Annotated in this window: 22 protein-coding genes; 13 read left to right on the forward strand and 9 right to left on the reverse strand. The window is 70.2% G+C overall.

What is annotated here, in order from left to right; genetic code table 11:
• Positions 1-3: 3 nt before the first annotated feature.
• Complete coding sequence (locus tag ACJX2R_RS03555) at positions 4-765, reverse strand: FadR/GntR family transcriptional regulator (RefSeq protein ID WP_413098704.1); 762 nt, start codon at positions 763-765, stop codon at positions 4-6.
• 126 nt (positions 766-891) lie between these two features.
• On the opposite strand from ACJX2R_RS03555, the gene ACJX2R_RS03560 reads away from it, so the two are divergent.
• Positions 892-1,707 carry a polysaccharide deacetylase family protein gene (locus tag ACJX2R_RS03560; RefSeq protein WP_413098705.1) on the forward strand — a complete coding sequence of 272 codons (816 nt, stop codon included), beginning with the start codon at positions 892-894 and terminating at the stop codon, positions 1,705-1,707.
• Positions 1,704-2,423, forward strand: a complete 720-nt coding sequence (locus ACJX2R_RS03565) for an SDR family NAD(P)-dependent oxidoreductase (protein ID WP_413098706.1) — start codon at positions 1,704-1,706, stop codon at positions 2,421-2,423. Before ACJX2R_RS03560 ends, ACJX2R_RS03565 begins: the two co-directional genes overlap by 4 nt.
• Before the next feature lie 64 nt (positions 2,424-2,487).
• Here ACJX2R_RS03565 and ACJX2R_RS03570 read toward each other — a convergent pair whose 3' ends face one another.
• Both ACJX2R_RS03570 and ACJX2R_RS03575 read right to left on the reverse strand, forming a co-directional pair.
• The gene (locus ACJX2R_RS03570) at positions 2,488-3,255 is read right to left on the reverse strand and encodes a FadR/GntR family transcriptional regulator (RefSeq protein ID WP_262698457.1); all 768 of its coding nucleotides are present in this window, start codon (positions 3,253-3,255) and stop codon (positions 2,488-2,490) included.
• On the reverse strand, positions 3,252-4,712 hold the full coding sequence (locus ACJX2R_RS03575) for an amidase (RefSeq protein ID WP_413098707.1): 1,461 nt from the start codon (positions 4,710-4,712) through the stop codon (positions 3,252-3,254). Before ACJX2R_RS03575 ends, ACJX2R_RS03570 begins: the two co-directional genes overlap by 4 nt.
• Before the next feature lie 150 nt (positions 4,713-4,862).
• Here ACJX2R_RS03575 and ACJX2R_RS03580 point away from each other — a divergent pair, with 150 nt between their 5' ends.
• Genes ACJX2R_RS03580 through ACJX2R_RS03615 form a run of 8 tightly spaced genes read left to right on the forward strand, consistent with a single transcriptional unit; the run spans position 4,863 to position 13,547 of the window.
• Positions 4,863-5,945, forward strand: coding sequence for an isocitrate/isopropylmalate dehydrogenase family protein (locus ACJX2R_RS03580; protein WP_413098708.1), 1,083 nt, complete (start codon positions 4,863-4,865; stop codon positions 5,943-5,945).
• Positions 5,942-7,459 (forward strand): ABC transporter substrate-binding protein, encoded by a 1,518-nt coding sequence (locus tag ACJX2R_RS03585; RefSeq protein ID WP_413098709.1) that lies wholly within the window; start codon positions 5,942-5,944, stop codon positions 7,457-7,459. Before ACJX2R_RS03580 ends, ACJX2R_RS03585 begins: the two co-directional genes overlap by 4 nt.
• 16 nt (positions 7,460-7,475) lie before the next feature.
• Positions 7,476-8,426 carry an ABC transporter permease gene (locus ACJX2R_RS03590; RefSeq protein WP_413098710.1) on the forward strand — a complete coding sequence of 317 codons (951 nt, stop codon included), beginning with the start codon at positions 7,476-7,478 and terminating at the stop codon, positions 8,424-8,426.
• Entirely contained in the window at positions 8,423-9,301 is an 879-nt protein-coding gene (locus ACJX2R_RS03595) for an ABC transporter permease (RefSeq protein WP_413098711.1), read from the forward strand. Before ACJX2R_RS03590 ends, ACJX2R_RS03595 begins: the two co-directional genes overlap by 4 nt.
• A complete protein-coding gene (locus ACJX2R_RS03600; protein ID WP_413098712.1) occupies positions 9,298-10,377 on the forward strand; it encodes an ABC transporter ATP-binding protein in 1,080 nt (359 codons plus the stop codon). The genes ACJX2R_RS03595 and ACJX2R_RS03600 overlap by 4 nt, the downstream gene beginning before the upstream one ends.
• Positions 10,370-11,242, forward strand: a complete 873-nt coding sequence (locus ACJX2R_RS03605) for an ATP-binding cassette domain-containing protein (protein ID WP_413098713.1) — start codon at positions 10,370-10,372, stop codon at positions 11,240-11,242. Before ACJX2R_RS03600 ends, ACJX2R_RS03605 begins: the two co-directional genes overlap by 8 nt.
• 5 nt (positions 11,243-11,247) lie before the next feature.
• On the forward strand, positions 11,248-12,741 hold the full coding sequence (locus ACJX2R_RS03610) for an aldehyde dehydrogenase family protein (protein ID WP_413098714.1): 1,494 nt from the start codon (positions 11,248-11,250) through the stop codon (positions 12,739-12,741).
• Positions 12,742-12,749: 8 nt separating this feature from the next.
• Positions 12,750-13,547: an SDR family NAD(P)-dependent oxidoreductase gene (locus tag ACJX2R_RS03615; protein ID WP_413105764.1), complete on the forward strand. Its 798-nt coding sequence runs from the start codon at positions 12,750-12,752 to the stop codon at positions 13,545-13,547.
• Between the two features lie 319 nt (positions 13,548-13,866).
• Here ACJX2R_RS03615 and ACJX2R_RS03620 read toward each other — a convergent pair whose 3' ends face one another.
• From ACJX2R_RS03620 to ACJX2R_RS03630, 3 genes are all read right to left on the reverse strand, one after another.
• On the reverse strand, positions 13,867-15,444 hold the full coding sequence (locus ACJX2R_RS03620) for an amidase (protein ID WP_413098715.1): 1,578 nt from the start codon (positions 15,442-15,444) through the stop codon (positions 13,867-13,869).
• 48 nt (positions 15,445-15,492) lie between these two features.
• Positions 15,493-17,760 carry an arylsulfatase gene (locus tag ACJX2R_RS03625; RefSeq protein WP_413098716.1) on the reverse strand — a complete coding sequence of 756 codons (2,268 nt, stop codon included), beginning with the start codon at positions 17,758-17,760 and terminating at the stop codon, positions 15,493-15,495.
• 293 nt (positions 17,761-18,053) lie between these two features.
• Positions 18,054-19,034, reverse strand: a complete 981-nt coding sequence (locus tag ACJX2R_RS03630; protein WP_413098717.1) for a formylglycine-generating enzyme family protein — start codon at positions 19,032-19,034, stop codon at positions 18,054-18,056.
• Positions 19,035-19,361: 327 nt separating this feature from the next.
• Between ACJX2R_RS03630 and ACJX2R_RS03635 the strand changes: the two genes are divergently transcribed.
• Together ACJX2R_RS03635 and ACJX2R_RS03640 are read left to right on the forward strand one after the other, a co-directional pair.
• Positions 19,362-20,081, forward strand: coding sequence for an HD domain-containing protein (locus ACJX2R_RS03635; protein WP_413098718.1), 720 nt, complete (start codon positions 19,362-19,364; stop codon positions 20,079-20,081).
• Positions 20,082-20,308: 227 nt separating this feature from the next.
• Entirely contained in the window at positions 20,309-21,268 is a 960-nt protein-coding gene (locus tag ACJX2R_RS03640; RefSeq protein ID WP_413098719.1) for an alpha/beta hydrolase family protein, read from the forward strand.
• Between the two features lie 59 nt (positions 21,269-21,327).
• Here ACJX2R_RS03640 and ACJX2R_RS03645 read toward each other — a convergent pair whose 3' ends face one another.
• The 3 genes from ACJX2R_RS03645 to ACJX2R_RS03655 form a co-directional block, all read right to left on the reverse strand.
• Positions 21,328-21,618: a hypothetical protein gene (locus tag ACJX2R_RS03645; RefSeq protein ID WP_413098720.1), complete on the reverse strand. Its 291-nt coding sequence runs from the start codon at positions 21,616-21,618 to the stop codon at positions 21,328-21,330.
• Positions 21,615-21,899: a hypothetical protein gene (locus tag ACJX2R_RS03650; protein WP_413098721.1), complete on the reverse strand. Its 285-nt coding sequence runs from the start codon at positions 21,897-21,899 to the stop codon at positions 21,615-21,617. The genes ACJX2R_RS03645 and ACJX2R_RS03650 overlap by 4 nt, the downstream gene beginning before the upstream one ends.
• A 288-nt stretch (positions 21,900-22,187) precedes the next feature.
• Complete coding sequence (locus ACJX2R_RS03655) at positions 22,188-22,604, reverse strand: nuclear transport factor 2 family protein (protein WP_413098722.1); 417 nt, start codon at positions 22,602-22,604, stop codon at positions 22,188-22,190.
• A gap of 101 nt (positions 22,605-22,705) precedes the next feature.
• On the opposite strand from ACJX2R_RS03655, the gene ACJX2R_RS03660 reads away from it, so the two are divergent.
• Positions 22,706-23,152: a MarR family winged helix-turn-helix transcriptional regulator gene (locus ACJX2R_RS03660; protein WP_413098723.1), complete on the forward strand. Its 447-nt coding sequence runs from the start codon at positions 22,706-22,708 to the stop codon at positions 23,150-23,152.
• The last annotated feature ends 32 nt before the right edge of the window (positions 23,153-23,184 follow it).

A 23,184-nucleotide genomic window follows, 5' to 3' on the forward strand; every position in this document is an offset into this window, starting at 1 on the left:
GGCTCAGTGGTCGCGCGAGTTCCGCACGTCCGGCTCGAGCAGCACCGCGAGCCGGTGCCGCTGCTCCTCGTCGAGGGCGCCGGAGTAGGCGTCGTACAGGGTCTGGCTGGCCAGCCGGGCCGCGGTGTCGCCGTCGCGCCCGGCGATCGCGGCGAGGATGCGGCGGTGGTCCGCGATGAACTCCCGCCGCATCCGCGACGCACCGGCCGACGGGCCGACGGCCCCGGCCACCAGATCGAGGGTGGCGTCCTGGATCACGCCGCCCACCATGCCGAGCACACGGTTCCCCGCCGCCTCCCGGACGACCACGTGAAAGCCGTCGTCGGCCGCGGCGAAGGCGGCGGCGTCGGTGGCGGCCTCCATCGCCTCGATCGCCGCCTCCATCCGCTCGAGGTGCTCATCCGTCCGCAGATGGGCCGCGAGCCGGTTGGCGGCGGCTCCGGCGATGATCCGGTACTGGACGAGGTCCACCACCGGGATCTCCTCCATCCGCACCGCGCCCCGCAGCATCCGGGTCAGGCCCGGGGTCACCGAGCCGCAGACCTCGGGCCCGCTCCGGCTGCCCGGACTGGTCCGCACCAGGCCCATGCTCTCCAGGATCCGCAGCGCCTCGCGGACCGTGGACCGGCCCACCCCGAAGTCCTCGACCAGCGTCCGCTCGGGCGGCAGGAAGTCACCGGGGGCGTACTCACCGGCGTAGATCGCCGACTCGATCTGCTGGACGACCGCCTCGAAGGCCCGCTTCTTGTCTACCGGCGTGAACATCGCTCCCCAGTCCCGTCGTCCCCCGAGCCGCGCCCCACACGGCCACATACTCAACCTAGCAGCTGTTCAGACCACAACCGCGCCAGGGACGCAACGTCCCGTACGGATCCAGCCAGGAGCACATCGATGACCACGCCCGTTCTGCTGACCTTCGACATGGACGCCGAACTCCTCTGGACGGCCCGCGACCCGGCCGGGGCGGACAAGCCGGTCTGGGTGTCCCAGGGACACTACGGCCCGAAGGTGGGGCTGCCCCGGATCCTCGCTCTGCTGCGCCGCTACGACATCACGGCCACCTTCTTCGTCCCCGGCCAGGTCGTGGAGCGCTACCCCGCCCAGATCGAGGCGATCCTGGAGGCCGGGCTGACCATCGAGCACCACAGCCACACCCACGCCTGGTCGGAGGGGCTCGACGAGGAGCAGGAGGCCGAGGAGTTCCAGCTCGCCGCGGACGCCATCACGCGGGCGACGGGCCGCGCGCCCCAGGGCTGGCGCTCGCCCGCCGCGGAGCTGACCCCGCACTCGGTGAAGCTGATGGAGAAGCACGGCATGCGGTTCTCCTCCAACCTCTTCGACTCCGACTCGGCCCATCTGCTGGACACGCGCGACCGCACGACCGGCATCGTCGAGCTCCCGTTCGCCTGGGCCCTCGTCGACACCCCGGTCTTCATGTACACCAACCGCGTGGCGGGACGGGTGATGTCGGCGCCCTCGGCGGTGCTGGAGACCTGGACCCGGGAGTTCGACGGTCTGGTCGAGGAGCCGGGGACGCACTTCATGCTGGCCATGCACCCGCAGATCATCGGACGGCCGTCCCGGATGTGGGTCCTGGAACAGACGGTCCGGCATGTGCTGGCCTCCGGGCACGCGGAGTTCCTGTCCTGCGCCGACTACGCCGAGCGCGTTCGCCCCGGGCTCCTCGCCGAGCGGGACGCCACATGAGCGCCGGCCTCGCTCCGGGCGTCGCGGTGGTCACGGGGGGCGCCAGTGGAATCGGTGCCGCCGTGGTCGCGCGGCTGCGGGCGGGAGGCACCGCCGTGGTGGTGGCGGACCGGGCTCCGGCCGCGGGGGTAGAGCCGGTGGACGTCACCGACAGCGCGTCCGTCCACGCGCTCGCCGAGCGGGTCGCCCAGGCCCACGGCCGCCTCGACCTGCTGGTGCACTGCGCGGGAGCGGTCGCCGTCGGAGCGGTCGACACCGCGGCCGGGACGGCGGAGGAGGACTGGCACCGCGCCTTCGCCGTGAACGTGACCGGGGTGTGGACGGTCAGCCGGGCGCTGCTGCCCCTCATGGGCGAAGGCGCGGCGATCGTGGTCGTCTCGTCGGCCGCCGGGGTGCGGCCGATCCCCGAGATGGCCGCCTATGTCGCGTCGAAGTCCGCGGCCGTGGGACTGAGCCGCTCGATGGCCCTGGACCTCGCGCCCCGGGGCATCCGGGTGAACTGTGTGTGCCCCGGTCTGGTCGACACCCCCCTGGCCAGGGCGGCTCAGGAGCGGCGCTCGCCGAGCGAGCGCCGACACGTCGACGAGCGGCGCGGCTACCTGATCGGCAGAGCGGGCACGGCCGAGGAGATCGCCGAGGCGGTGGTGCTGGCCGGGACCAACGGCTATCTCACCGGAGCCACCCTCGCCGTCGACGGCGGCCGCTCGCTGCACTGAGGGACCGCACCGAGGGACCGCACTGAGGGAAGCGGCCCCCGCGCCGGGAGGGCGGCGGCGGGGGTCAGCCCTCCTCGTCCTCCACGAGCGCGAGCAGCGGCCCCCGCTCGTTCTCGGGGACGTAGCCGGCGTAGTACTCGTAGAGCTTGCGCCGCGAGATGCGTGCCGCCGCCTGGCCGTCCCCCGCCCGGATCGCCTCGAGCACCTCCTGATGGTGGCGGAGCGACTCCCGCATGAGCGCCGCGCTGTTGTGCGCATGGGCGACCTTGTCCGAGATCAGCCCGAGGACCGCGCCCCTGACCACCTGGTTGCAGACCTCGATGAGGGAGTTGCGGCTGGCCACGGCCACCGCCTCGTGGAACGCGACGTCGGCCTTGCTGAACTCCTCGTACCCCTTCTCGATCGCCTCCGACATGACGGCGATCGTCCGTTCCATGGCGGACAGCTCCTCCTCGGACCGCAGCCGGGCCGCCAGCGAGCTCGCCGACCCGTCGAGGATCATGCGGAACGAGATCAGTTCGGCCATCGACACATTGTCGAACTGGACGAGCCGGGTCATCTGCTTGGTCAGGCCGGCCGACGAGTAGGGCAGGATCTCCGGGCCGTTCGGATCACCCGGGCGCGAGCGGACGAGGCCGTCGCTCTCCAGCACGCGCAGCGCCTCGCGCACCGTGGGACGGCTGGCCCCGAACTGCGTCACCAACTCCCGCTCACTCGGCAGTCGTTGACCGGGCTTCAGGTCACCGCGCACGATCGCCTGCTCGATCTGCTCGACGATGCGCTGGTAGAGCCGTACCGGCGCGACCTGCCGGAACTGTGCCCCGTCGCTCAAGGCTTCTCCCCTTCGGGCGTGGTCCATGTCGTCTTCTCCCCCGTGAGCGCCCCATCGGCGTCATCCGGCCAGTGCGGGACCGCCTCGGCAGGCCGGTTCCGTTCGTACCATGCCGCCGCCCTCAGGACGCCGAGATCGTCGAAACGGCGGCCCGCGATCTGCACCCCGATGGGACGGCGGTCCGCCGTAAAGCCGCAGTTGACGGTCGCCGCGGGCTGGCCCGACATGTTGTACGGCGCGGTGAAGCCGATGTGGGCCATGGTCTTCTCGTCCCCCGCGAAGGGCATCGGCTGCTCGGCGGGAAAGGCCGCCACCGGCGCCACCGGCGAGAGCACCAGATCGTACGGGAGCGTCGCCGCCACCGTCCGCGCCTGGATGCCCATGATCTGCTGGTAGCACTGGAGGACCCTGGTGCCCGGCACATCGGCGCCCCCCTGACACCACCGGATGATATGGGGGTGGACACGCAGCCGGGCCTCGGGCTCCAGGGCGCGGAAGTCGTTCCAGGACCGCACCCGCCAGAACAGATCCAGGTCGTCCAGGAGCTCTTGGGTCATGAACTCCCCGACCGGCTCCACGACGGCTCCCGCCGCCTCGAAGACCGCGGCGGCGCGGTTCACCGCGTCGAGGATCTCGGCGTCGCACGACTCCCCGCAGCCGGCGTCCAGGTGCACTCCCACCCGCAGTCCGCGCACCTCGCCGTCCAGCGCCGACCAGTCGATGTCCTGCGGCGGCAGGCTCGACCAGTCCCGGGGATCGGGCCGGCTCAGGACACGCATGAACAGGGCAGCGTCCGCCACGGTGCGGGTCATGGGGCCCGCGGCACGCCCCAGGTACGGGGTGTCCAGCGGGATCCGACCGTAGCTCGGCTTGAGCGTGGCGAGGCCCAGCCAGGTGCCCGGCAGCCGGATCGAACCCCCGATGTCGGTGCCTACGTGCAGCGGACCGTATCCCCCGGCGGCCGCGGCACCCGCGCCGGAGCTGGAACCGCCGGTCGTCCAGCCGGGGTTCCAGGGGCTGCGCGTAATGCCGTGCCGGCTGGAGACGCCCGAGGAGAGCATGCCCCAGTCCGGCATCACGGTCGATCCCAGTATCACTCCGCCGGATTCGGCGACCCGCGCGGTGATGGGCGCGTCCGCCTCGGGGACGACCGGTTCGGTCCCCGCGTTGCCCGAGGGCATCGGGACGCCCCGGCGGGCGACGTTCTCCTTGAGGGTCACGGGCACGCCGTCGATGAGCCCGAGCGGTTCCCCCGCCGCCCATCGGGCCTCGCTGGCCAGTGCCGCCTTGCGGGATTCGTCCGGATCCCGCACCCAGAACGCGTTGAGCACGCTCTCGCGCGCCTCGATCACCGACTGGACGGCGTCGTGGACCTCGACCGGCGACAATGTGCCGTCGGCGAATCCGGCCAGCATCTCGACGGCCGGCATGGCGGCCAGGTCCTGTTCCGTGCGCACTCTCACTCTCCTCCTCCCCCCAGCTACCGCTGGGCGGTGCCCCTCATCATTCCCGAGGTGTTCGAACCCTTGACAGGAACAGCTTCAGTCGTCACGGTACCTGGCAAGTGAGCTTACTGGTCAGGCCAGTAATAACGGAAGGTGGCGTCCATGACGCGGGACACCAAAGTCGTGCGGCTCGCGGTCATTCCAGGAGACGGAATCGGCCCGGAGGTCGTCGCGGCGACCGTGCCCACGCTCCGGGCGGCGCTGGAGGCCGACGGACACCGGCTCGATGTGACCTCGTTCGACTGGGGAGGTGAGCGGTTCCTCCGGCAGGGCGCGGCGATGCCGGCCGACGCGGCCGACCTCGTCAAGCAGACGGACGCGGTATTGTTCGGCGCCGTCGGGCGGCCCGATGTGCCGGAGCACGAACTGATCTGGGGCCTGATCATCGGCCTGCGGCAGCAACTCGACCTCGCCGTGAACCTCCGCCCGGTCCGCGCCTTCCCCGGCGTTCCCACCAAGGTGCGCGACACCGATGGCGTGGACCTGGTGATCGTGCGCGAGAACACCGAGGGCGAGTACGTCGGCGCCGGCGGGCTGGCGCACGCCGGGAGCGGACACGACCTCGGCATCGAGGTCGCCGTGCACTCCCGGCGCGCCATCGAGCGGGCGGCACACCATGCCTTCGCCCTGGCCGGCCGCCGGTCGGGGCGCCTGTGCCTGGTGACCAAGTCCAACGCGATGCGGTACGGCTATCCGCTGTGGGACCGGGTGGTGCGCGAGGTCGGCGAGCAGTACCCGGAGGTCCGGCTGGAAACCGTGCTGGTCGACGCGATGGCCGCCCGTATGATCCAGGCCCCGCGGTCCCTCGACGTACTGCTCACCAGCAACCTGTTCGGCGACATCCTCTCCGATCTCGCCGCGGTGCTGGCCGGCGGTATGGGCATGGCACCCAGCGCCAACGTCCTGCCGGGCGCGGATGTGCCGGGCATCTACGAACCCGTCCACGGCTCCGCGCCCGACATCGCCGGGAAGGGCATGGCGAATCCGGTGGCCTGCATGCTCTCCGGCGCGATGCTGCTCGACGACCTCGGGCACACCGGCGCGGCCCGCCGCGTCCGCGACGCGGTGGCGGGCGCCTTGCGAGACACCAAGCACCACACGGCCGACCTCGGCGGCAACGCCACCACGGCGGACGTGGCATCAGCGGTTCAGCACGCGATGGAAGGCCAGGAACAGAACCCATGAAAGATCACAGGCGGCCGACACGAGGTACCGGGGCGGTCGCAGCCACGCTCGCATGCCTGCTGCTGGCATCCTGCTCGGCCGGTTCCACGGCAACCGGCGGCAGCGCGGGGAAGAACTCCCTGAGCATCGGCCTGACCGCCGAGCCGGCCAACTTCGACTTCACCAAAACCGCGGGTAACGCCATTCCGCAGGCACTGCTCTACAACGTCTATCAGAACCTGGTGAAACTGGACCAGTCCGGCAGGATACGGCCTCAACTGGCCACGTCATGGAGTCTGTCCAAGGACCGCAAGACGTACACGTTCCATCTGGTGAAGAACGCCAGGTTCAGCAATGGCGCACGGTTCACGGCCGAGGACGCCAAGTTCTCCATCGAACGCGTCCCGTCCGACTGGACGGTGGCGCAGAAGACCCAGATGGACGTCGTCGACACGGCGCGGGCGGTGTCCCCCACCGAACTGAAGGTCACTCTGAAAAGGCCGAGCAACGACTGGCTGTACCGGATGACCACCCGCGTCGGCGCGATGTTCAGCCGGACCGGCGTGAGCAAGCTGGCCACTGAGCCCGTGGGCACCGGCCCGTATGTGGTGAAGAGGTGGAACCGCGGCGACTCGATCACGCTGGCCCGCCGTGATGGCTACTGGGGGCGCGAACCGCACTTCAAGTCGGTCACCCTCAAGTACTTCAAGGATCCGACGGCCCTGAACAACGCGCTGCTCACAGGCACCATCAACGTGATCAACGATATGCAGTCCCCGGATACTCTGTTCCAGTTCCAGAACAATCCGAAGTACAAGGTCATCGAGGGCTCGACCAACTCCGAGGTGGTCCTCTCCCTCAACAACAAATCGGGCCCGATGCGGAACCGGAAGGCCCGTCAGGCAGTCCGCTACGCCATCGACCACAAAGCCCTGATGGACACCTGCTGGGGAGGCCGAGGCAAGCTCATCGGCAGCATGGTCCCTCCGACCGACCCGTGGTACCAGAACCTCACGAACCAGTATCCGTACGACCGGGACAAGGCCAAGAAGCTCCTCAAGGAGTCCGGCGAAGCCGGCCGTACGTTGCGGCTGCGCATTCCGACGCTGCCTTATGCCATCGCATGCGGCACCGTGGTCAAGAGCCAGCTCGAACAGGCCGGTTTCAAGGTCAAGCTCGACCAGTTGGAGTTCCCCGCCACCTGGCTGAGCACCGTATTCAAGAACGCCGACTACGACATGTCCATCATCGGCCATTTGGAGCCCCGAGACATGCAGACAGTGTTCGGGGGCAAGGGCTACTACACCGGCTACGACAGCCCTGAATTCCGCGCGTTGATAAAGAAGGCGGACCAGGGCACCAAGAAGGAGCAGATCACCTACATGCGGGCGGCTGCCCGGCTCCTGTCCAAGGACGCCGCGGCCGACTGGCTGTTCCTGCTGCCGATGCTGACGGTGGCGGACAAGGACATCACCGGCCTGCCGGTGAACTACGTCTCCGAGTCAATGGATCTCACCGGCCTGGGCCGGTCATGAAAGGCGGCCTCAACCGATGATCGTCCGTCTAGTCCAGCGGATCGCGGTCCTCCTGGTCAGCCTTGTCGTGAGCTCCGTTCTGGTGTTCGCGTTCATGGCGGTGCTGCCAGGTGATCCGGCCCGCGTCGCCCTCGGCACCAGCGCGTCGGATACGGCGGTGGCGCAACTTCGCGAGCAGTTCGGGCTCGACCGCCCGTTCGTGACCCAGTACCTCAGCTGGGTACACGGGCTGGTGACCTTCGACCCGGGCACCTCCTACATCTCCCACACGGAGATCGGCCCGCAGATCACCGACCGCCTCCAGGTCACCCTGTGGCTCGTCGGCGCCGGCATGGTGCTCGCCTGCATCCTGGCGGTGCCCATGGGCATCCTCATGGCCGTCCGGCACCGCAGGCCCTCCGGGCTCGTTCTCTCGGCCCTGTCCCAAGTCGGCGTGGCCGTCCCGGCCTTCCTCGCGGGCATCCTCCTGATCACCGTGTTCGCGGTGGGCCTCGGGTGGCTTCCGGCGAACGGCTGGACACCCCCGGCGCAGGATCCGGTCCTGTTCCTCAAACAGCTGATACTGCCCGTGCTCTCCCTCGGAATGGTGCAGGGGGCAGTTCTCACCCGCTATATCCGCAGCGCTGTGCTCGATGTCCTCCGAGAGGACTACCTGCGCACCGCTCGCGCCAAGGGACTTCGCCCGATGCAGGCGCTGGTGCGGCACGGCCTGCGGAACGCGGCGGTGCCCGTCGTCACCGTCCTGGCGTTGCAGCTCGCCACGCTGCTGGTGGGTGCCGTCGTCATCGAACGGGTCTTCGTCATTCCCGGGCTCGGGAGCCTGCTGCTGGACAGCGTCTCCAACCGGGATCTCATCATGGTGCAGGACGTAGTCATGATCATCGCAATGGCGGTGCTGCTCGTGAACTTCTTGGTGGACATCATCTATCTGATGATCGACCCGCGGCTCAGGGGAGGCGCGTCATGACTGTTCTGGACACGGAAGCGGCCGTCGCGTCCGCGGCGCCCGACGACCGCCGACGGCGCCGCCCGATGACGGGCAGCCTCTTGGTGGGCGGTTTCATCGTCATGGTCGTGTTCGGCCTGGCGCTGCTGTCCTTCGTGTGGACCCCGCACGACCCGACTCTGGTGAACCCCTCGGCGCGGCTGGAGAAGCCGTCGCTGGAGTACTGGTTCGGCACGGACAAATTCGGCCGTGATGTGTTCAGCCAGATCCTGATGGGCTCGCGCACCACGCTGTTCGTCGGCTTCGTGGCGGTGGGGGTCGCCGCCGTGGTCGGAGTGCCGCTCGGAATCATCGCCGGGATGTCGCCCGGCTGGCTCGGTGAGCTGCTGATGCGCGGCAACGACCTGCTTCTCGCCTTCCCGGCGCTCCTGTTGGCGATCATGTTCGCCGCCGTGTACGGCGCCAGCACACTGGTCGCGATGGTCGCCATCGGCATCGCGTCCATACCCCATTACGCCCGGTTGATCCGCGGCGGCACGCTTCAGGTCATGGAGGCCGAATACGTCGTCGCCGCGCGCGCGGCGGGCCGCGGGCCGTTCTCGATCGGCCTGCGGCACGTCCTGCCCAACGTCAGCAGCCTCGTCATCGTGCAGGCGTCGGTCGGTTTCGCCATCGCCGTACTCGCCGAAGCCGCGCTGTCCTTCCTGGGCTTCGGAACCCCACCCCCCACACCCTCCTGGGGCCGGATGCTCCAGGAGAGCCAGGAGATGCTGTCGGTCGCCCCCCGGCTCGCCGTGTTTCCGGGCATCGCGATCGCGGTGGTGGTGCTCGGATTCAATCTGCTCGGCGACGGCCTGCGCGACCGTTTCGACCCCAAGCTGGAGGACCACCGATGACCCCGGCACCTGATACTGCACCTGCCACGGCATCGGCTTCCGGACAGGGCTCCCCCGACCGCCCCGATGATGTACTGACCGTTCGGAACCTCGGCATCACGGTGCGCGGCCGCAAGCTCGTCGAAGATGTCGACTTCACCATCCGGGCCGGTGAACGGGTCGGCCTGATCGGTGAGTCGGGGTCGGGCAAGTCGCTGACCGCGCTGAGCGTCATGGGCCTGCTCCCCGAGAGCCTGCGGGCTTCGGGTTCGGTGCGGCTCGCCGGAGTCGGCCACGACCTGGTGGGTGCCGACGAGGCGCGGATGTCCCGGGTGCGGGGCAAGGAGATCGCCATGGTCTTCCAGGAGCCCATGACCGCCCTGAACCCCACGATGAAGGTCGGGCGGCAGATCGCCGAGGTGCTGCTGATCCACCGGACCAGGCCCGACCGCGCGTCCGCCCGGGCCGCCGCGGTGGAACTGCTCGCCCAGGTGGGACTCCCCGATCCCGCGGCCGCCGTGGACGCCTATCCGCACCAGTTCTCCGGCGGCCAGCGGCAGCGGGTGGTGCTGGCCATCGCCCTCGCGAACGACCCCGCGCTCCTGGTCTGCGACGAACCGACCACCGCGCTCGACGTCACGGTGCAGGCGCGGGTGCTCGACCTGATCGTGCGGGGCGTCCAGGACCGCAGGTCGGCCATGCTCTTCATCACCCACGACCTGGCCGTGGTGGCCACCGCCTGCGAGCGGGTCATGGTCATGTACGGCGGGCGGGTGGTCGAGTCCGGGCCGGTCCAGGAGGTGTTCACGCGCCCCCGGCACCGCTACACCCGGGGTCTGATCGGCGCGTCGGACCTGACCGCCGTCGACGACCGCGGCCGGCTGGCCACGATTCCCGGATCGGTTCCGCCGGCGGGCCGGTTCCCCGCCGGATGCGTGTTCAGAAACAGGTGTGCTCACGCGACCGAGGCATGCGCCACCCGGCCGGACTGGGTGCCGACCGGACCGGACTCCGGCTACGCCTGTTTCCACCCGGTAGCCGAGAGCGGCGCACGCGGGACCGCCATATCTACGAACCAGGAGGCCGGCCGTGGCTGAGCAGCCCACCAGCGCCCCCCTCGCGCCCGAGCCGCGGACCGGCGCGGTGGACGCCATCAGCGTCCGCGACGTCACACGCGACTACCGGCGGCCCCGTGCCTCGTTGCGCCGCCCCAGCCCGCCGGTGCACGCCCTGCGCGGCGTCAGCTTCGCCGTCCCCCAGGGGCAACGGTTCGGCATCGTCGGCGAGTCGGGGTGCGGCAAGTCGACCCTGCTGCGGATCCTCGCCGGACTCGACCAACCCACCAGCGGTAGCGTCGCGATCGACGGCCGGGACATCACCGGGCTCCGTGAGCGGCAGCTGCGGTTCGTCCGCGAGCGGCTCCAACTCGTGTTCCAGGACCCGATGAGTGCGCTGGACCCGCGGATGCGCGTCGGCGACATCGTGGCCGAGCCGCTCGTCGCGCAGGGGCACCAGAACCGCAAGGAGCGGGTGGCCGAGTTGCTCGAGGCCGTCGGCCTGCGGGCCGACGCGGCGAACCGGTATCCGCACCAGTTCTCCGGTGGCCAGCGGCAGCGCATCTCGATCGCGCGCGCCCTCGCCCCCCGTCCGAAGATCATCGTGGCCGATGAGCCGGTGAGCGCCCTGGACGTGTCCGTACGGGCCCAGGTGCTCAACCTCATCGCCGACCTCGTCGACGAGCTGTCCCTCACGCTGGTCTTCGTCTCCCACGATCTGTCCGTGGTCCGCCATGTGTGCGACCGGGTCGCGGTCATGCACGCCGGGCAGATCGTGGAGACCGGGTCCACCGAGCAGGTGTACGAGGACCCACAGCATTCCTACACACGCAGGCTGATCGCCGCCGTTCCGACTCTGGACAGGGCACTGTCCGGAGTGTCGGCGGCCGACCTCAACCGGGAGTAGCGACCGTGACCACCCATGTCAAACCCGCCGTCGGCGAATCCCCCGTGGTGAGGGAGTTTCCCGAAGGTCTTCCCATCGGCGACCACTGGGTCGAGGCGCCCGCCACCGAGGACGTCCGTTTCCCCTACGACGGGACGCTCGTCGCCCGTGCCCCCGTCGGGGACACCGGTCTCGCCCGCCAGGCCCTGGACGCGGCCGTCGCGGTCCGCGAACAGGTCGGGCGGCTCCCCTCGCACACCCGCAGGGCGGCACTGCTCGCCACGCACGAGGCCATCGCCTCCCGACGCGCGGACTTCGAACGGCTGCTGGTCCTGGAGACCGGAAAGCCGCTGGTCGACTGCCGGGTCGAGGTGGACCGCACCCTGCTGACCCTGCTGACGGCGGCCGAGGAAGTGGCCCGGCTGCACGGGGAAACCGTGCCGCTGGACCTGCTGCCGTCGGGCGAGGGGCTGCTCGGCTTCTGGACCCGCAAGCCGATCGGCGTGGTGGTGGGCATCGCGGGCTTCAACTACCCGCTGCTGCTCGCCGCGCACAAGGTCGCGCCGTCGCTGGCCGCCGGCTGCCCGGTCATCGCCAAACCCGCCCCGCAGACCCCGCTGGCCACCCTGTGGCTGGTGCACCTCCTCCGCGAGGCACTGCGCGCCGCCGGCGCGCCGCAGGCCGCCGTCCAGTTGGTGACCGGCGGCCCCGAGGTGGGCGTCGCGCTGACCACCGACCGCCGGATCGGGGCGGTCTCCTTCACCGGTTCCGCCGCGGTGGGCCACCAGATCGCCCGGGACGCGGCACCCACCAAGGTGCTGCTCGAACTCGGCTCCAACGCCGCCTTGGTGGTGGCCGCCGACGCCGACCTCGACGCCGCCGCCGACGCGGTGGTGCGCGGCGGGTACTACGGGTCCGGCCAGGCGTGCATCAGCGTGCAGCGGGTCATCGTGGTGGACTCGGTGCGGGAGGAGTTCGTGGCCCGCTTGACGGAACGAGTGGCCCAGGTGACCGTGGGCGACCCGCGCGACGCGGCGACGAGAGTCTCGGCACTCATCGACAAGCGGTCGACCGAGCGCGTGTGCGCGTGGGTGGAGCAGGCGGTGGAGGCGGGTGCGTCCCTGGCGGCCGGAGGCGGGGTCGCCGACGGGGTGATCGAGCCCACCGTGCTCGTCGACGTGGACCGTGCCCTCCCCGTCTGGGACGAGGAGGTCTTCGGCCCCGTGGTCGCGGTACGGTCCGTCCCCGACCTGGACACCGCCCTCGACCTGGTCAACGACTCGCGCTACGGACTCCACGCGAGCGTCTACACCAGCGCCCTCGACACCGCGTTCGCCGCTCTCGACCGCCTGGAGGTGGGCGGAGTGGTCATCAACGAGGTTCCCGGATTCCGGTCCGATGTCATGCCGTACGGCGGTGTGAAGGACTCCGGGGCCGGACGGGAGGGCCCGAGGTTCGCCATCGAAGAGCTCACCGTCACCCGTATGGCAGTGATTCGCCCGACCACAAAGAAGCCGTGAGGACCACCTTGCAAGCACAGGACCACACCGATGCGCTGGACGCTTACTCCCGCCTGTTCAGGCTCGACGGCCGCAAGGCCGTCGTGGTGGGCGCGGGCAGCGGAATCGGCCGCGAGAGCGCCCTGGCGCTCGCCGCGCACGGCGCCACGGTGGTGTGCGCCGACCGCGATCTGACGGCGGCCGAGGAGTCGGCGTCGATGGGCCCAGGCCTTGTCCCATACACCCTCGACGTGCTCGACGGCGAGGCGGTCGCACGGGCCGCCGAGGAGATCGGGCCCATCGACGTGCTCGTCTTCACGGCCGCGACGAACGTGCGCAAGCCCCTGCTCGACTACACGACGGAGGAATTCGAGCGGGTCGTGGCGCTCAATCTGCGCGCGTCCTTCGACCTGGTGCGGGCGTTCGGCCGTGGCATGGCCGAGCGTGGCGGGGGAAGCATCATCGGCTTCAGCTCGATCCGCGCGGTGGCCGTCGAGCCGGGGCAGGGGGTGTACGCGGCCACGAAGGCCGGGCTCGTCCAGCTGCTGCGGACCGCCGCGGCCGAGCTGGGTCCGTCGGGTGTGCGGGTGAACACCATCGCTCCGGGTGTCGTGGACACCCCGCTGACCGCGCAGATCCGGGCGGTGCCGGAGTGGTCGGAGGCCTACGCCAGCAAGAGCGCCCTGGGCCGCTGGTCCCGGGCCGACGAGTTGGCCGGCGCCGTCGTCTACCTCGCGTCGGACGCGTCTTCCTTCGTCACGGGGAGCCAGCTCTTCGTGGACGGAGGCTGGACGGCGATCGACGGACGCTTCACACCGCCCAACTGACCGGACGCCGGCGGGTCCTTGCCCGCCGATCCGGCGCGGTTCACCCCGGAAGAGAGCCGGAGGCCTCAGGGGCCCCTCTGCCCGTTGAAGGGCGGAGGGGCCCTTGACGGCTCACGGCCGCCGACATCAGAGCGGTACGCAACGGCAGCCCGTGTGCCGCGCGGTCACCGGATCGGATACCGGCCGGTGGATCAGCAGACCGAAACAGCCCGCCCCCGGGCCGCGGTGCCAGGAGCGAGGCACCGTCGGCCCGGGGGCGGGCTGTCCGCCGAGCGGCGGGAACGAACCATGACGCTGATCGCTCCCGCGGATCGCGGCGTCAGGTCCGGGCGAGCGGGGCGTCGGCGCCGTCCGCCGCTCGCCCGGGCGGAACGTCGGCCAGACCGTGGTTCAGCTCCAGTGCGTGCGCCGCGCGGATGAGCACCCCGTCATCACCGTGGCGGCCCGCGAGCATCATGCCGACCGGTAGACCGTCGACCAGACCGGCGGGGACGTTCAACGCGGGGTGTCCGGTGTGGTTGAACGCGCAGGTGTTCGCGATGAGTCCGGGGTCGAGGGCCAGTTCGGTCAGCTCGACCACCGAGGCGTCGGCATCGGGCAGCGGCGGCGCCGTGGTGCGCACGGTGGGCAGGGCGAGGACATCGACGTCCTCGAGCAGCTGGTCGTACTGCTGACGCAGGCGTATCGCCAGGTTCTGCGCCTTGGCGTAGTAGTGGCCACCGTAGACATCCCACAGGTAACCGCCGACGGCCGCCGCATACTTGACGCTGGCGAACAGCAGATCGGAGTGGAGCGCCCGGCCACGGGCCGCCGCCAACGCCACCTCGGCGTCGTAGAACCCCTTGCCGGGCAGCCCGATCGCGTTGCCCTTCAGCATGAACTGCGCCCCGCCCTGGAGCAGCACCGAGGAGTGGATGTCCATCGCGTAGGAGTGCAGCGGCGCCGAGACGTCCACGATCTCGGCACCGAGCGAGGCCAGCAGCGCCACGCGCGCCCGTACGGTCTCATCAACGGCGCTCTGCGCCTCACCGGCGGTGAATCCCTCCGCGAGCACGCCCACGCGAAGCCCCCGCAGCGAATCCCCCAGCATTTCGCCGTATGCCGGTACGGTGGTCCGCGACCGCTGGCGCGGGTCGAGACCGCCGTCGAAACCCGCGATCACTTCGAGCAGCGCCGCGAGGTCCCGGGCGGTCCTCGCCATCGGCCCTACGTGGTCGACGCTGGGATCAATCGGCAGGCAGCCGGTGTACGGCACCAGGCCGTAGGTGGGCTTCAGCCCGTAGATACCGCACTGCGCAGCCGGGATCCGGATCGAACCGCCCTGGTCGGCGCCGATTCCGATGTCACAGGCACCACTGGCGACCAGTGCCGCGACGCCGCTGGAGGAGCCTCCGGCGGATCGCGAGGTATCCCACGGGTTGCGGACGAACCCGTCGGCGGAGGAGACGCTCGCACCCGACAGGCACAGGTCTTCTGTCGTCCCGATGCCGGTGATCCGGCCGCCGGCGTCAAGTACCCGGGTGACGATGGTCGCGTCGTAGGAGGGTGTGTGTCCCCGCAGCAGCTGGGACCCACCGCCCATCGGAACGCCGGCCACCGGGATCATGTCCTTCAGCGCCACGGTCCGGCCCGCCAGCCGCCCGGTGGCGGCCCCTCGCACATCGCAGCGGACTGCCCACGCGTTCAGCGGATTGTCCTCCGCGTCCGGCCGCCGCGAACCCGCCCTGGGGTAGCGGACCGGCGGTTGGTGGCCGCTCACCTCATCCAGCCGCTCGCACGCCCGGAGCGCGCCCTGTCCGAGGGTGAGCATCATCCGGAGCTCGTCGTCGTCCATCGTGAGCCCGGCGTTCTCCGCGGCTCGCCTGACCGCGTCGAGGGAAAGTGGCGCAAGTGTCATCGCTGCTCCTTTGGGTGCCTGGAACTGGAGGAGGTGAGCGGGAGCGAATCAGTCGATTCGCTCGAAGGGTTCCTCGCCCTCCTCGTCCGGCGCGACCGTGAAGACGAGCTTCTCGAACTTCCCGGTGAACGCGAATTCGCCGTCATAGCTCGGTGAGGAGGGCGACAGGGTGTCCCGGCCGACGTCGAGGCCCTGCCATCCGAAGAAGTGCGGGAGGACCCGCGGAATGACCTCTTCGCCGACCGGCCTTCCTGACACGTACAGATGTCCAACGCCCTGCATGTCACCGGTCTTGACGAATTCGAAGGTCAGCTCCGCCGGGCCGGTCGGGAGTTCTTCCTCCGAGGTCACCGTGTACCGGGTGCCGAGGAAGTTGTACTCGTAGACCAGCCGGTTGTCCTTGACGTACAGGACGTATCCGCTGCTGATGTTGCCCAGGGACACCAGGACACCCTCGTCCGACGCGGTGGCCCGGTCGACGAACGCGGTGATACGGTGTGCGCGGTTCATCACCGGTGGTACCGCGGCACCGGGCAGATGAGCCATGCCGGGGTAGTAGGTGAAGGTGGTGCGCTTGCGCGGAGAGCCGGGACGCGGAATCTTCGCCCGGAGGGCGAACCCTTGGTCGTCCAGCGGCAGCACATCGTATTTTCCTGCTTCCACCCAGAAGCGGGAGATCATCTTCTGTAGTTGCTCGGGCCGCGTCTGCGCCAGATCGTTGCATTCCGAGAAGTCGGTGTCGTGGTGGTAGAGCTCCCACTGGTCGTCGTCGAAGGACGTTCCGCGTTCGTGGTAGGCGACGGCCTTCCAGCCGTCGTGCCAGATCGCGCGGTGCCCGAACATCTCGAAGTGCTGGGCTTCCTTGCGCGTCGGCGCGGTCGGCGAGTCGAAGGTGTAGCCCATGCTGACACCGTGGATCGGCATTTGCGGGATGCCGTTGTAGACCGCGGGAGCTTCCAGACCGAGCAGTTCGAAGAGGGTCGGGGCGATGTCGCTGACATGGTGGAACTGCTGCCTGATCTCGCCGGTACGCGGCAGCCCCTGAGGCCAGTTCACGATGAGCGGGCAGCGGACGCCGCCTTCGTGGGTGTTCTGCTTGTAGCGCTTGAACGGCGTGTTGCCCGCCTGCGCCCAACCCCAGGGGTAGTTGGCGTGAGCGCGCGTGGTGCCGATCTCATCGATCCGCGCGAGCATCTCCTCGAAGTCCTCGGGCAAACCGTTCTGATACGCGGTGGGGTTGATCGAACCCTGCTGCCCGCCTTCCTGGCTGGCCCCGTTGTCCGAGAGCAGGATGGTGATGGTGTTCTCCATCCGGCCTATCTGCTCCAGGAATTCCATGAACCGGCCGATGTGGTGGTCGGTGTGGTCGACCATCGCCGCGTAGGCTTCCTGGAGGCGTGCGGACAGCTTCTTCTCGTCGTCCGACAGTTCGTCCCAGGGAAGGACCCCGGGGTTGTGCGGCGCCAGTTCGGTGCCCTCTGGCAGGATGCCCCGTTCGATCTGGCGGGCGTGCCGGGTGGCGCGCTCGACGTCCCAGCCGTGGTCGAACCGGCCCCGGTACTTCTCCAGGTATTCCTGGGGGGCCTGGTGCGGGGCGTGCGCCGCGCCGAAGGCCATGTACATGAAGAAGGGCTTCTCCGGAGTGACCGACGTCTGGTCCCTGACGAAATCGATCGCCCGGTCGACGATGTCCTCACTGAGGTGGTAGCCCTCTTCCGGGCTCTTCGGCGGATCCACGGCGTGGTTGTCGTGGAACAGCTCCGGATAGAAACTGTCCGTCTCGGCTTCCAGGAATCCGTAGTAGCGCTCGAACCCGCGGGACAGCGGCCACTGGGTGTACGGCCCGGAGGCGGTGGTCTGCTCCATCGGCGCCAGGTGCCACTTGCCCACGGCCATGGTGTTGAAGCCGGCGTCGCGCAGCACCTCGGGCAGTATCGCGGCGGACTTGGTGATCTGTCCGCGGCCGCTGGGGAAGCCCGTGTCGAAGTTGGACAGCATGCGCATACCGACGGAGTGGTGGTTCCGGCCGGTCAGCAGGGAGGCACGGGTCGGCGAGCACAGCGTGGTGGTGTGGAAGTTGGCGTAGCGAAGGCCGCCGGTGGCGAGGGCGTCCATGGCCGGGGTGTCGATGTCCGAGCCGAAGCAGCCGAGGTCGGAGAAGCCGACGTCGTCGAGCACGATCACCACGACATTGGGCGTGCCCTCGGGGGGCGCCTGCTGATCGGGCCACCACGGGGTGGACTCCTCGTAGGTCGTGCCGATCTTGCCTTGGAAAGTACCGTTCGCGGACGGCGGACACGGAGAGGCGTTGGTCATCCAGGACGCTCCTTTGCATGGAGATTCGAACGTGCGCCGCACCGGCAGCGGGTCCGCACTCATGACATCTGCTGGGCGGCGCGGCGGTCGGACGGGCGGAGTCCGAAGACTTGACGCGGCCGACAGGCCGTCCCGAAGAAGACTCCAGTTAACTGGTCTTACCAGTAGGTTGAGTGCAAGTTTGGCCTGCTCATGTTCCGGTGTCAACCATGTGGCGGCCACAGCCACCCGATGTCTGAGCGCCCCTCTCCGGGCGGCGGTTCTCGCTCCGTCAGCGCTCCGTCAGCGCTCCGTCAGCGGGTCGAGGGCAGGTCCGCCGCGCAGCGGAACCCCATGTGCCCGGTGCTGCTGTCCGGTGTGTTGGATGTGCGCGCGGCGACGCGGTAGCGGTTGCAGTACGACGCGTGGCACAGATAGGAGCCGCCGCGGATCACCTTCGCCTCGCCGGTGGGAGGTCCGGCCGGGTCCCGGCGGGTCTCCGGGCGGTCGGCCGCGTGCCATGTGGCGCTCCACCAGTCCGAGCACCATTCCCACACATTGCCGGATGTGTTGTACAGGCCGAAGTTGTTGGCTCGGTAGGCCTTGACCGGCGCGGTTCCCAGATACCCGTCCTCACCCGTGTTGACCTGCGGGAATCGTCCCTGCCAGATATTGCAGCGGTGCTGTCCCCGAGGCAGGAGCTCATCCCCCCAGGGGTAGCGGGCGCGCTCCAGACCGCCACGCGCCGCCATCTCCCACTCCGCCTCCGTGGGCAGGCGCTTGCCCGCCCACGCCGCGTAGGCGGACGCGTCGTGCCAGGAGACGTGGACGACGGGGTGGTTCGCCAGCTCGGTCCAGGACGACCCCGGCCCATAGGGAGCCCGCCAGCACGCCCCGTCGACCGCGAGCCACCAGGGCGTCTGCGCCACGGTGCCGTCGCGCACCATGCGCCGGGCGTCGGGGTGGACGAGCGCGTAGAACACGAAGGACCAGCCGTGGCGCTCGGCGTCGGTCCGGTAGCCGCTGCTGCGCGTGAACGCCGCGAACTGCCGGTTGGTGACGGCGGTCGCGTCGATGAGGAACGGTGACAGCCGCACCTCCCGGACCGGGCCCTCACCGTCCTCGGGAAACGCGTCGGCGTCGTCACCCCCCATCGAATACGTCCCTCCGGGGATGCGCAGCATGGCGCGCAGCCCCTGCGCCCGGTCCCGCTCCGGGGCCCGCACCCGCATGGCGGAAGCTCCGGGAATCTCCTCGCCGCCCCCCGACGTGGGGGCACAACATGCGCCTGACATCGTTCCTCCGACCGCTGTTCCTCACCCGGCTGACCACACATTCTCCGTCGGATCGAGCGTACGGCCCGCCGTGCCCGCACCGACCGGCGGCCGGGGCGGGCACCGGTACGGCCGGATCGAATCGCGAAACAACTGTCCCGGTTGTTCACGTTCCCGGTCCGGACTCGCTGGCCGTCGGCAGGTTGTCCGGACGAGTGGGCCGATCACAGTTCCCGGTATGAGTGCGACCAGGTATTTGGAGATCGCGGAGCGGTTGTCCGCCGAGCCGGGACGAGGCGATCGCAGTTATCACATCGTAATGAACCGGGAGAATTGGTGACATACGTCATGAGCAGGGAGCATCGCTGTGCCCTGCTGGCCGAGGCCGAGAGGGCCGAACTGATCGAACTGGCCGATGCCTGCATCGCCGACGGCGCGCGGATACGGGTGCTGGTGGGGCCCGAGGTCGGCTGCGTGACCGCGCAGGTCCGCGAGCCGGTACCGTTGAACACCCATATCCCCGTCGACCCGCTGACGGGTGACGAACTGACCGCGCTCGTGGACGGCCTCGCGGGCCTGCCGTACGGCGGGGAGGCCGTCGACCAACGGACACACGCGCTCCAGACGGCGTGGCTGGCGATGGACGCGGGCGCGGACGACGAGCTGGTGGTGGCCGCGGCGCTGCACGACATCGGCCGGGCCCGGCCGGTCCGGGCAGCACACCCGGGCCTGCCGCACGAGGTGGCGGGCGCCGAGTTCGCCCGCCGCCGGGTGAGCGAACGAGCGGCGTGGGTCATCGCCCGGCACGTACCGGCCAAGCGCTATCTGGTGGCGACCGACGCGGCGTACCACGCCCTGCTCAGCCCGGCGTCGGTCGCGTCCCTGAAGGTCCAGGGCGGCCCGATGGACGAACGCGATGTGGCGGAGTTCGCGGCCCATCCGCTGGCCGCGGACGCGGTCGCGGTGCGCCGCTGGGACGACGCGGCCAAGGACCCGGACGGCCCGCTGCTCGCGCTGCCCACCCTCCTGGCGGCCCACGCCCGCTGCGTGGCGGCGCGGCGGGCCTGAGGCCTTGTGCCCGGAGGGCACGGCGCCCATGTCTGCCGTGTTCCGTGGCTGGCCGCCTGAGCCGCCTCACGGTCAACCGCTTTGACAAAACGGAACGTCGCTCCGTACATTAATCGGAACGACGATCCGTTTTCGGCGCTGCCCGAAGCCGGACACTCCTGATCGCCTCACCCGCCCCGGCCGGACGAGACCGGCGGCAGAGGCCATTGAAGGGATACGCCCACCTCATGAGTGAATCGACATACGCGGCCGACGCCTTCGGCTCGCCCACTCCCGTCCTCTCGGTCAGCCCCGTGGTGCTGCCGGCCCCCGGCCGAGCCGTGGACCTGGAAGTGCGCGTCTCCGCGCCCGTGACCGGGGCCGACCTGCCGGTCATCCTCCTCTCACACGGCCAAGGCTACTCGAACCACCTCTCCTCACTGAACGGATACGCCCCGCTCGCCAACTTCTGGGCCGCACACGGCTTCGTCGTGATCCAGCCCACGCATCTGAGCTCGCGGACGCTCACCCTGGACCCCAACACCCCCGGCGCGCCGCTGTTCTGGCGATCGCGGGCCGAGGACATGACGCGCGTCCTCGACCAACTCGATGTGATCGAGGCCGCCGTTCCACAGCTCCTCGGGCGCGTTGACCGGAGCAAGGTGGCCGTGGCCGGGCACTCGATGGGCGGGCACACCGCGAGCCTGCTGCTGGGTGCCCGGCTCACCGACCCGGACGACGGAACGGAAGTGGACCTGGCCGAGCCCCGGATCACGGCGGGGGTGCTGCTCGCCGCGCCCGGCAGGGGCGGCGATGCCCTCACCGAATCCACGGCCGAGAACTTCCCCTTCTTCCTGACCACCGACTTCTCCAGGATGACCACGCCCGCACTCGTGGTCGCCGGCGACAAGGACGCCTCTCCCTACCTGACGGTCCGTGGCCCGGAGTGGCACACCGATCCGTACTTCCTCTCCCCCGGTCCCAAGTCCCTGCTCACGCTGCACGACGCCGAGCACGGGCTCGGCGGGGTCTCCGGCTATGACGTCGCCGAGACCACCGACGAAGACCCCGAGCGCCTGTCCGCGGTCCAGCGGCTCACCTCGGCCTACCTCCGCACCCAGCTCAACCCCGGGGATTCCGCGTGGCAGACGGCGTGCGACGCGCTGGCGGCCGGCCCCAGCCCGCTCGGGCGAGTCGAATCGAAGTAGGCCGGGAAGGCGGCGGCGAAGGGGACGACCCGCGTCAGCCCCGGACCCGCCACGCAAGGTCAGCGGAACCAGACCAACACGGGGACGCGGATCTCGCGGAGTTCGGGCAGGACGACGTATTCGAAGACCACCGGCTCGCCGCCGATCTGGAGGCTGTACCGGGCGCCGAGGTCGTCCATGGGGTCGCCGGGGGGCTGGCGGTCGCGGTCGATCGCGCCGCCGACTTCGAGGGCCAGCGCGCTCAGGAAGTTCACCACCTTCTTGGAGAGGTCAGGTGGCATGTCGAGCAGCGTCCGGGCGGGGATCTCCTCGGTCCACGCCGTCCAGCCGCCACGCGGCCGGGGGCTCATCGGGTGATTCCCTCCAACTGGTCGACGAGGTCGTCCACGGAGACCAGGCGGGTGCCGGCGGCGGCGTGGGAGCGGCTTTCCGCGGCGCCGGGGGCGCGGTCGAGCATGGCCGCCTTCCACCACTTGCGCATGACGCCCGGAACGGTCTCCTCTTCGGCGGCCAGCACCTCGGCGTAGAACTGGGCCCGGTTCGCTCCGGTCAGCGCGTCGCCGATGCCGTTGATCGTGTTCGGGATCGCCGGAATCCTGCGGTCGGTGGGGTGTTCGGGCTGTGCGCTCATCTCCGAGTTCCCTTTCCCGCATCGGGCGTGACGGTCGGCGGCCCCGGTCGAGACGCCGTCGCTCGGGTCATTCTCTCGCAGGACGCGTGCTCCATGGGGCGTAGTGGGAGATCAGGGTAGCCGGTGGGCCGCCGCTCCACCGTTGGCACAGCTGGTGGCCCGCTCCCCCGCCGGGCGGCTCGGCCGCGGCACCGTACGGATCGGGCGGCCCTGGCGACCCTGGCCACCGTTCGCCCACGGGGGAGACAGCGGCCCCGTACCGTCGCGGCGGTACGGGGCTCCGCGGCCTCAGCGCGCGCTGCCCAGATTCCGGTCGGCGTCGGCGCCCTCGAGCATGAGGGTGGTCTCCTCGATGCGGCGGAACCGCCCGTCAGGGGCGAACTCGGCGAAGAGGTAGACCTCCGTGCGCACGGTGGAGCCGTCGGTCTTGACGACGTCGATGACATGACGGTCCGCGTACCGGTCGCCCTGTGCGAGCTCGTCGAGGACCTGGACCGATCCGCCGGCCACGACCGTGCGCAGATGGGCGATGTGGGCCATGAACTCCCCGCGGTCGTCCCAGCGGCCGTCGGTGCGCTGGCGGTAGTCGGGGGCGAAGTGCCGGTCGGCGGCCTCGGCCAGTTCGAGACCGGGCGTGAAGAGCAGGTCGGTGAGGGCGGTGGCGATATCGGTACGGGAGGTGGGGGTGGCGGTGGCGGTGGCCATGACGGTGCCCTTCGGTTTCGGAGGTCGAGAACTGCGTGCGCCAAGCACGCACTTGCACCGTACCGCATATTGCGTGCGTCGCGCACGCTAGACTGGGAGTCATGCCGACCGACGTGGGACACGAGATCGCCGACGCACTGGGAACGCTGCTCAAGCGCGGCACCCGTGAACAGATCTACCGACGCCTGACCGAGGGCCTGGGCGAGGCCGTGGACGAGGTCACCTATCCCGTGCTCAGCGGGCTCGCCCGCACCGGCCCGCGCAGCGCCGCCGGTCTCGCCGACGAGATCGGCCTGGACCGCTCCGGCGTCACCCGCCGCGCGACCCGCCTGGAGGAAGCCGGTCTGCTACGCCGCGAGCCCGACCCCGCCGACCGGCGCGCCACTCTGCTCGCCCTGACCGACGCCGGGCGAGCGGCGATCGAAACGACCCGGCAGCGCCTCGCCGCGCATATCGAGGACTCCCTCGCCTCCTGGCCACCCGGCGAAGCCCAGACCTTCGCCCGCCAGCTGCACCGCTTCGTCGACCACGGACCCTTCACCGCGTAGGCCGGTCGCGACGACGGGCCGCGCGTAGCGGC

The sequence above is a fragment of the Streptomyces sp. Inha503 genome, from assembly GCF_047215865.1.
Taxonomy (GTDB): Bacteria; Actinomycetota; Actinomycetes; order Streptomycetales; family Streptomycetaceae; genus Streptomyces; species Streptomyces lycopersici.

What these genes read in the sequence shown, in the direction of transcription:
- ACJX2R_RS03555 (WP_413098704.1), bottom strand. Translation starts at nt 765, where the DNA reads ATGTTCACGCCGGTAGACAAGAAGCGGGCCTTCGAGGCGGTCGTCCAG.
- ACJX2R_RS03560 (WP_413098705.1), top strand. Translation starts at nt 892, where the DNA reads ATGACCACGCCCGTTCTGCTGACCTTCGACATGGACGCCGAACTCCTC.
- ACJX2R_RS03565 (WP_413098706.1), top strand. Translation starts at nt 1,704, where the DNA reads ATGAGCGCCGGCCTCGCTCCGGGCGTCGCGGTGGTCACGGGGGGCGCC.
- ACJX2R_RS03580 (WP_413098708.1), top strand. Translation starts at nt 4,863, where the DNA reads ATGACGCGGGACACCAAAGTCGTGCGGCTCGCGGTCATTCCAGGAGAC.
- ACJX2R_RS03585 (WP_413098709.1), top strand. Translation starts at nt 5,942, where the DNA reads ATGAAAGATCACAGGCGGCCGACACGAGGTACCGGGGCGGTCGCAGCC.
- ACJX2R_RS03590 (WP_413098710.1), top strand. Translation starts at nt 7,476, where the DNA reads ATGATCGTCCGTCTAGTCCAGCGGATCGCGGTCCTCCTGGTCAGCCTT.
- ACJX2R_RS03595 (WP_413098711.1), top strand. Translation starts at nt 8,423, where the DNA reads ATGACTGTTCTGGACACGGAAGCGGCCGTCGCGTCCGCGGCGCCCGAC.
- ACJX2R_RS03600 (WP_413098712.1), top strand. Translation starts at nt 9,298, where the DNA reads ATGACCCCGGCACCTGATACTGCACCTGCCACGGCATCGGCTTCCGGA.
- ACJX2R_RS03620 (WP_413098715.1), bottom strand. Translation starts at nt 15,444, where the DNA reads ATGACACTTGCGCCACTTTCCCTCGACGCGGTCAGGCGAGCCGCGGAG.
- ACJX2R_RS03625 (WP_413098716.1), bottom strand. Translation starts at nt 17,760, where the DNA reads ATGACCAACGCCTCTCCGTGTCCGCCGTCCGCGAACGGTACTTTCCAA.
- ACJX2R_RS03630 (WP_413098717.1), bottom strand. Translation starts at nt 19,034, where the DNA reads ATGTCAGGCGCATGTTGTGCCCCCACGTCGGGGGGCGGCGAGGAGATT.
- ACJX2R_RS03635 (WP_413098718.1), top strand. Translation starts at nt 19,362, where the DNA reads ATGAGCAGGGAGCATCGCTGTGCCCTGCTGGCCGAGGCCGAGAGGGCC.
- ACJX2R_RS03640 (WP_413098719.1), top strand. Translation starts at nt 20,309, where the DNA reads ATGAGTGAATCGACATACGCGGCCGACGCCTTCGGCTCGCCCACTCCC.
- ACJX2R_RS03645 (WP_413098720.1), bottom strand. Translation starts at nt 21,618, where the DNA reads ATGAGCCCCCGGCCGCGTGGCGGCTGGACGGCGTGGACCGAGGAGATC.
- ACJX2R_RS03650 (WP_413098721.1), bottom strand. Translation starts at nt 21,899, where the DNA reads ATGAGCGCACAGCCCGAACACCCCACCGACCGCAGGATTCCGGCGATC.
- ACJX2R_RS03655 (WP_413098722.1), bottom strand. Translation starts at nt 22,604, where the DNA reads ATGGCCACCGCCACCGCCACCCCCACCTCCCGTACCGATATCGCCACC.
- ACJX2R_RS03660 (WP_413098723.1), top strand. Translation starts at nt 22,706, where the DNA reads ATGCCGACCGACGTGGGACACGAGATCGCCGACGCACTGGGAACGCTG.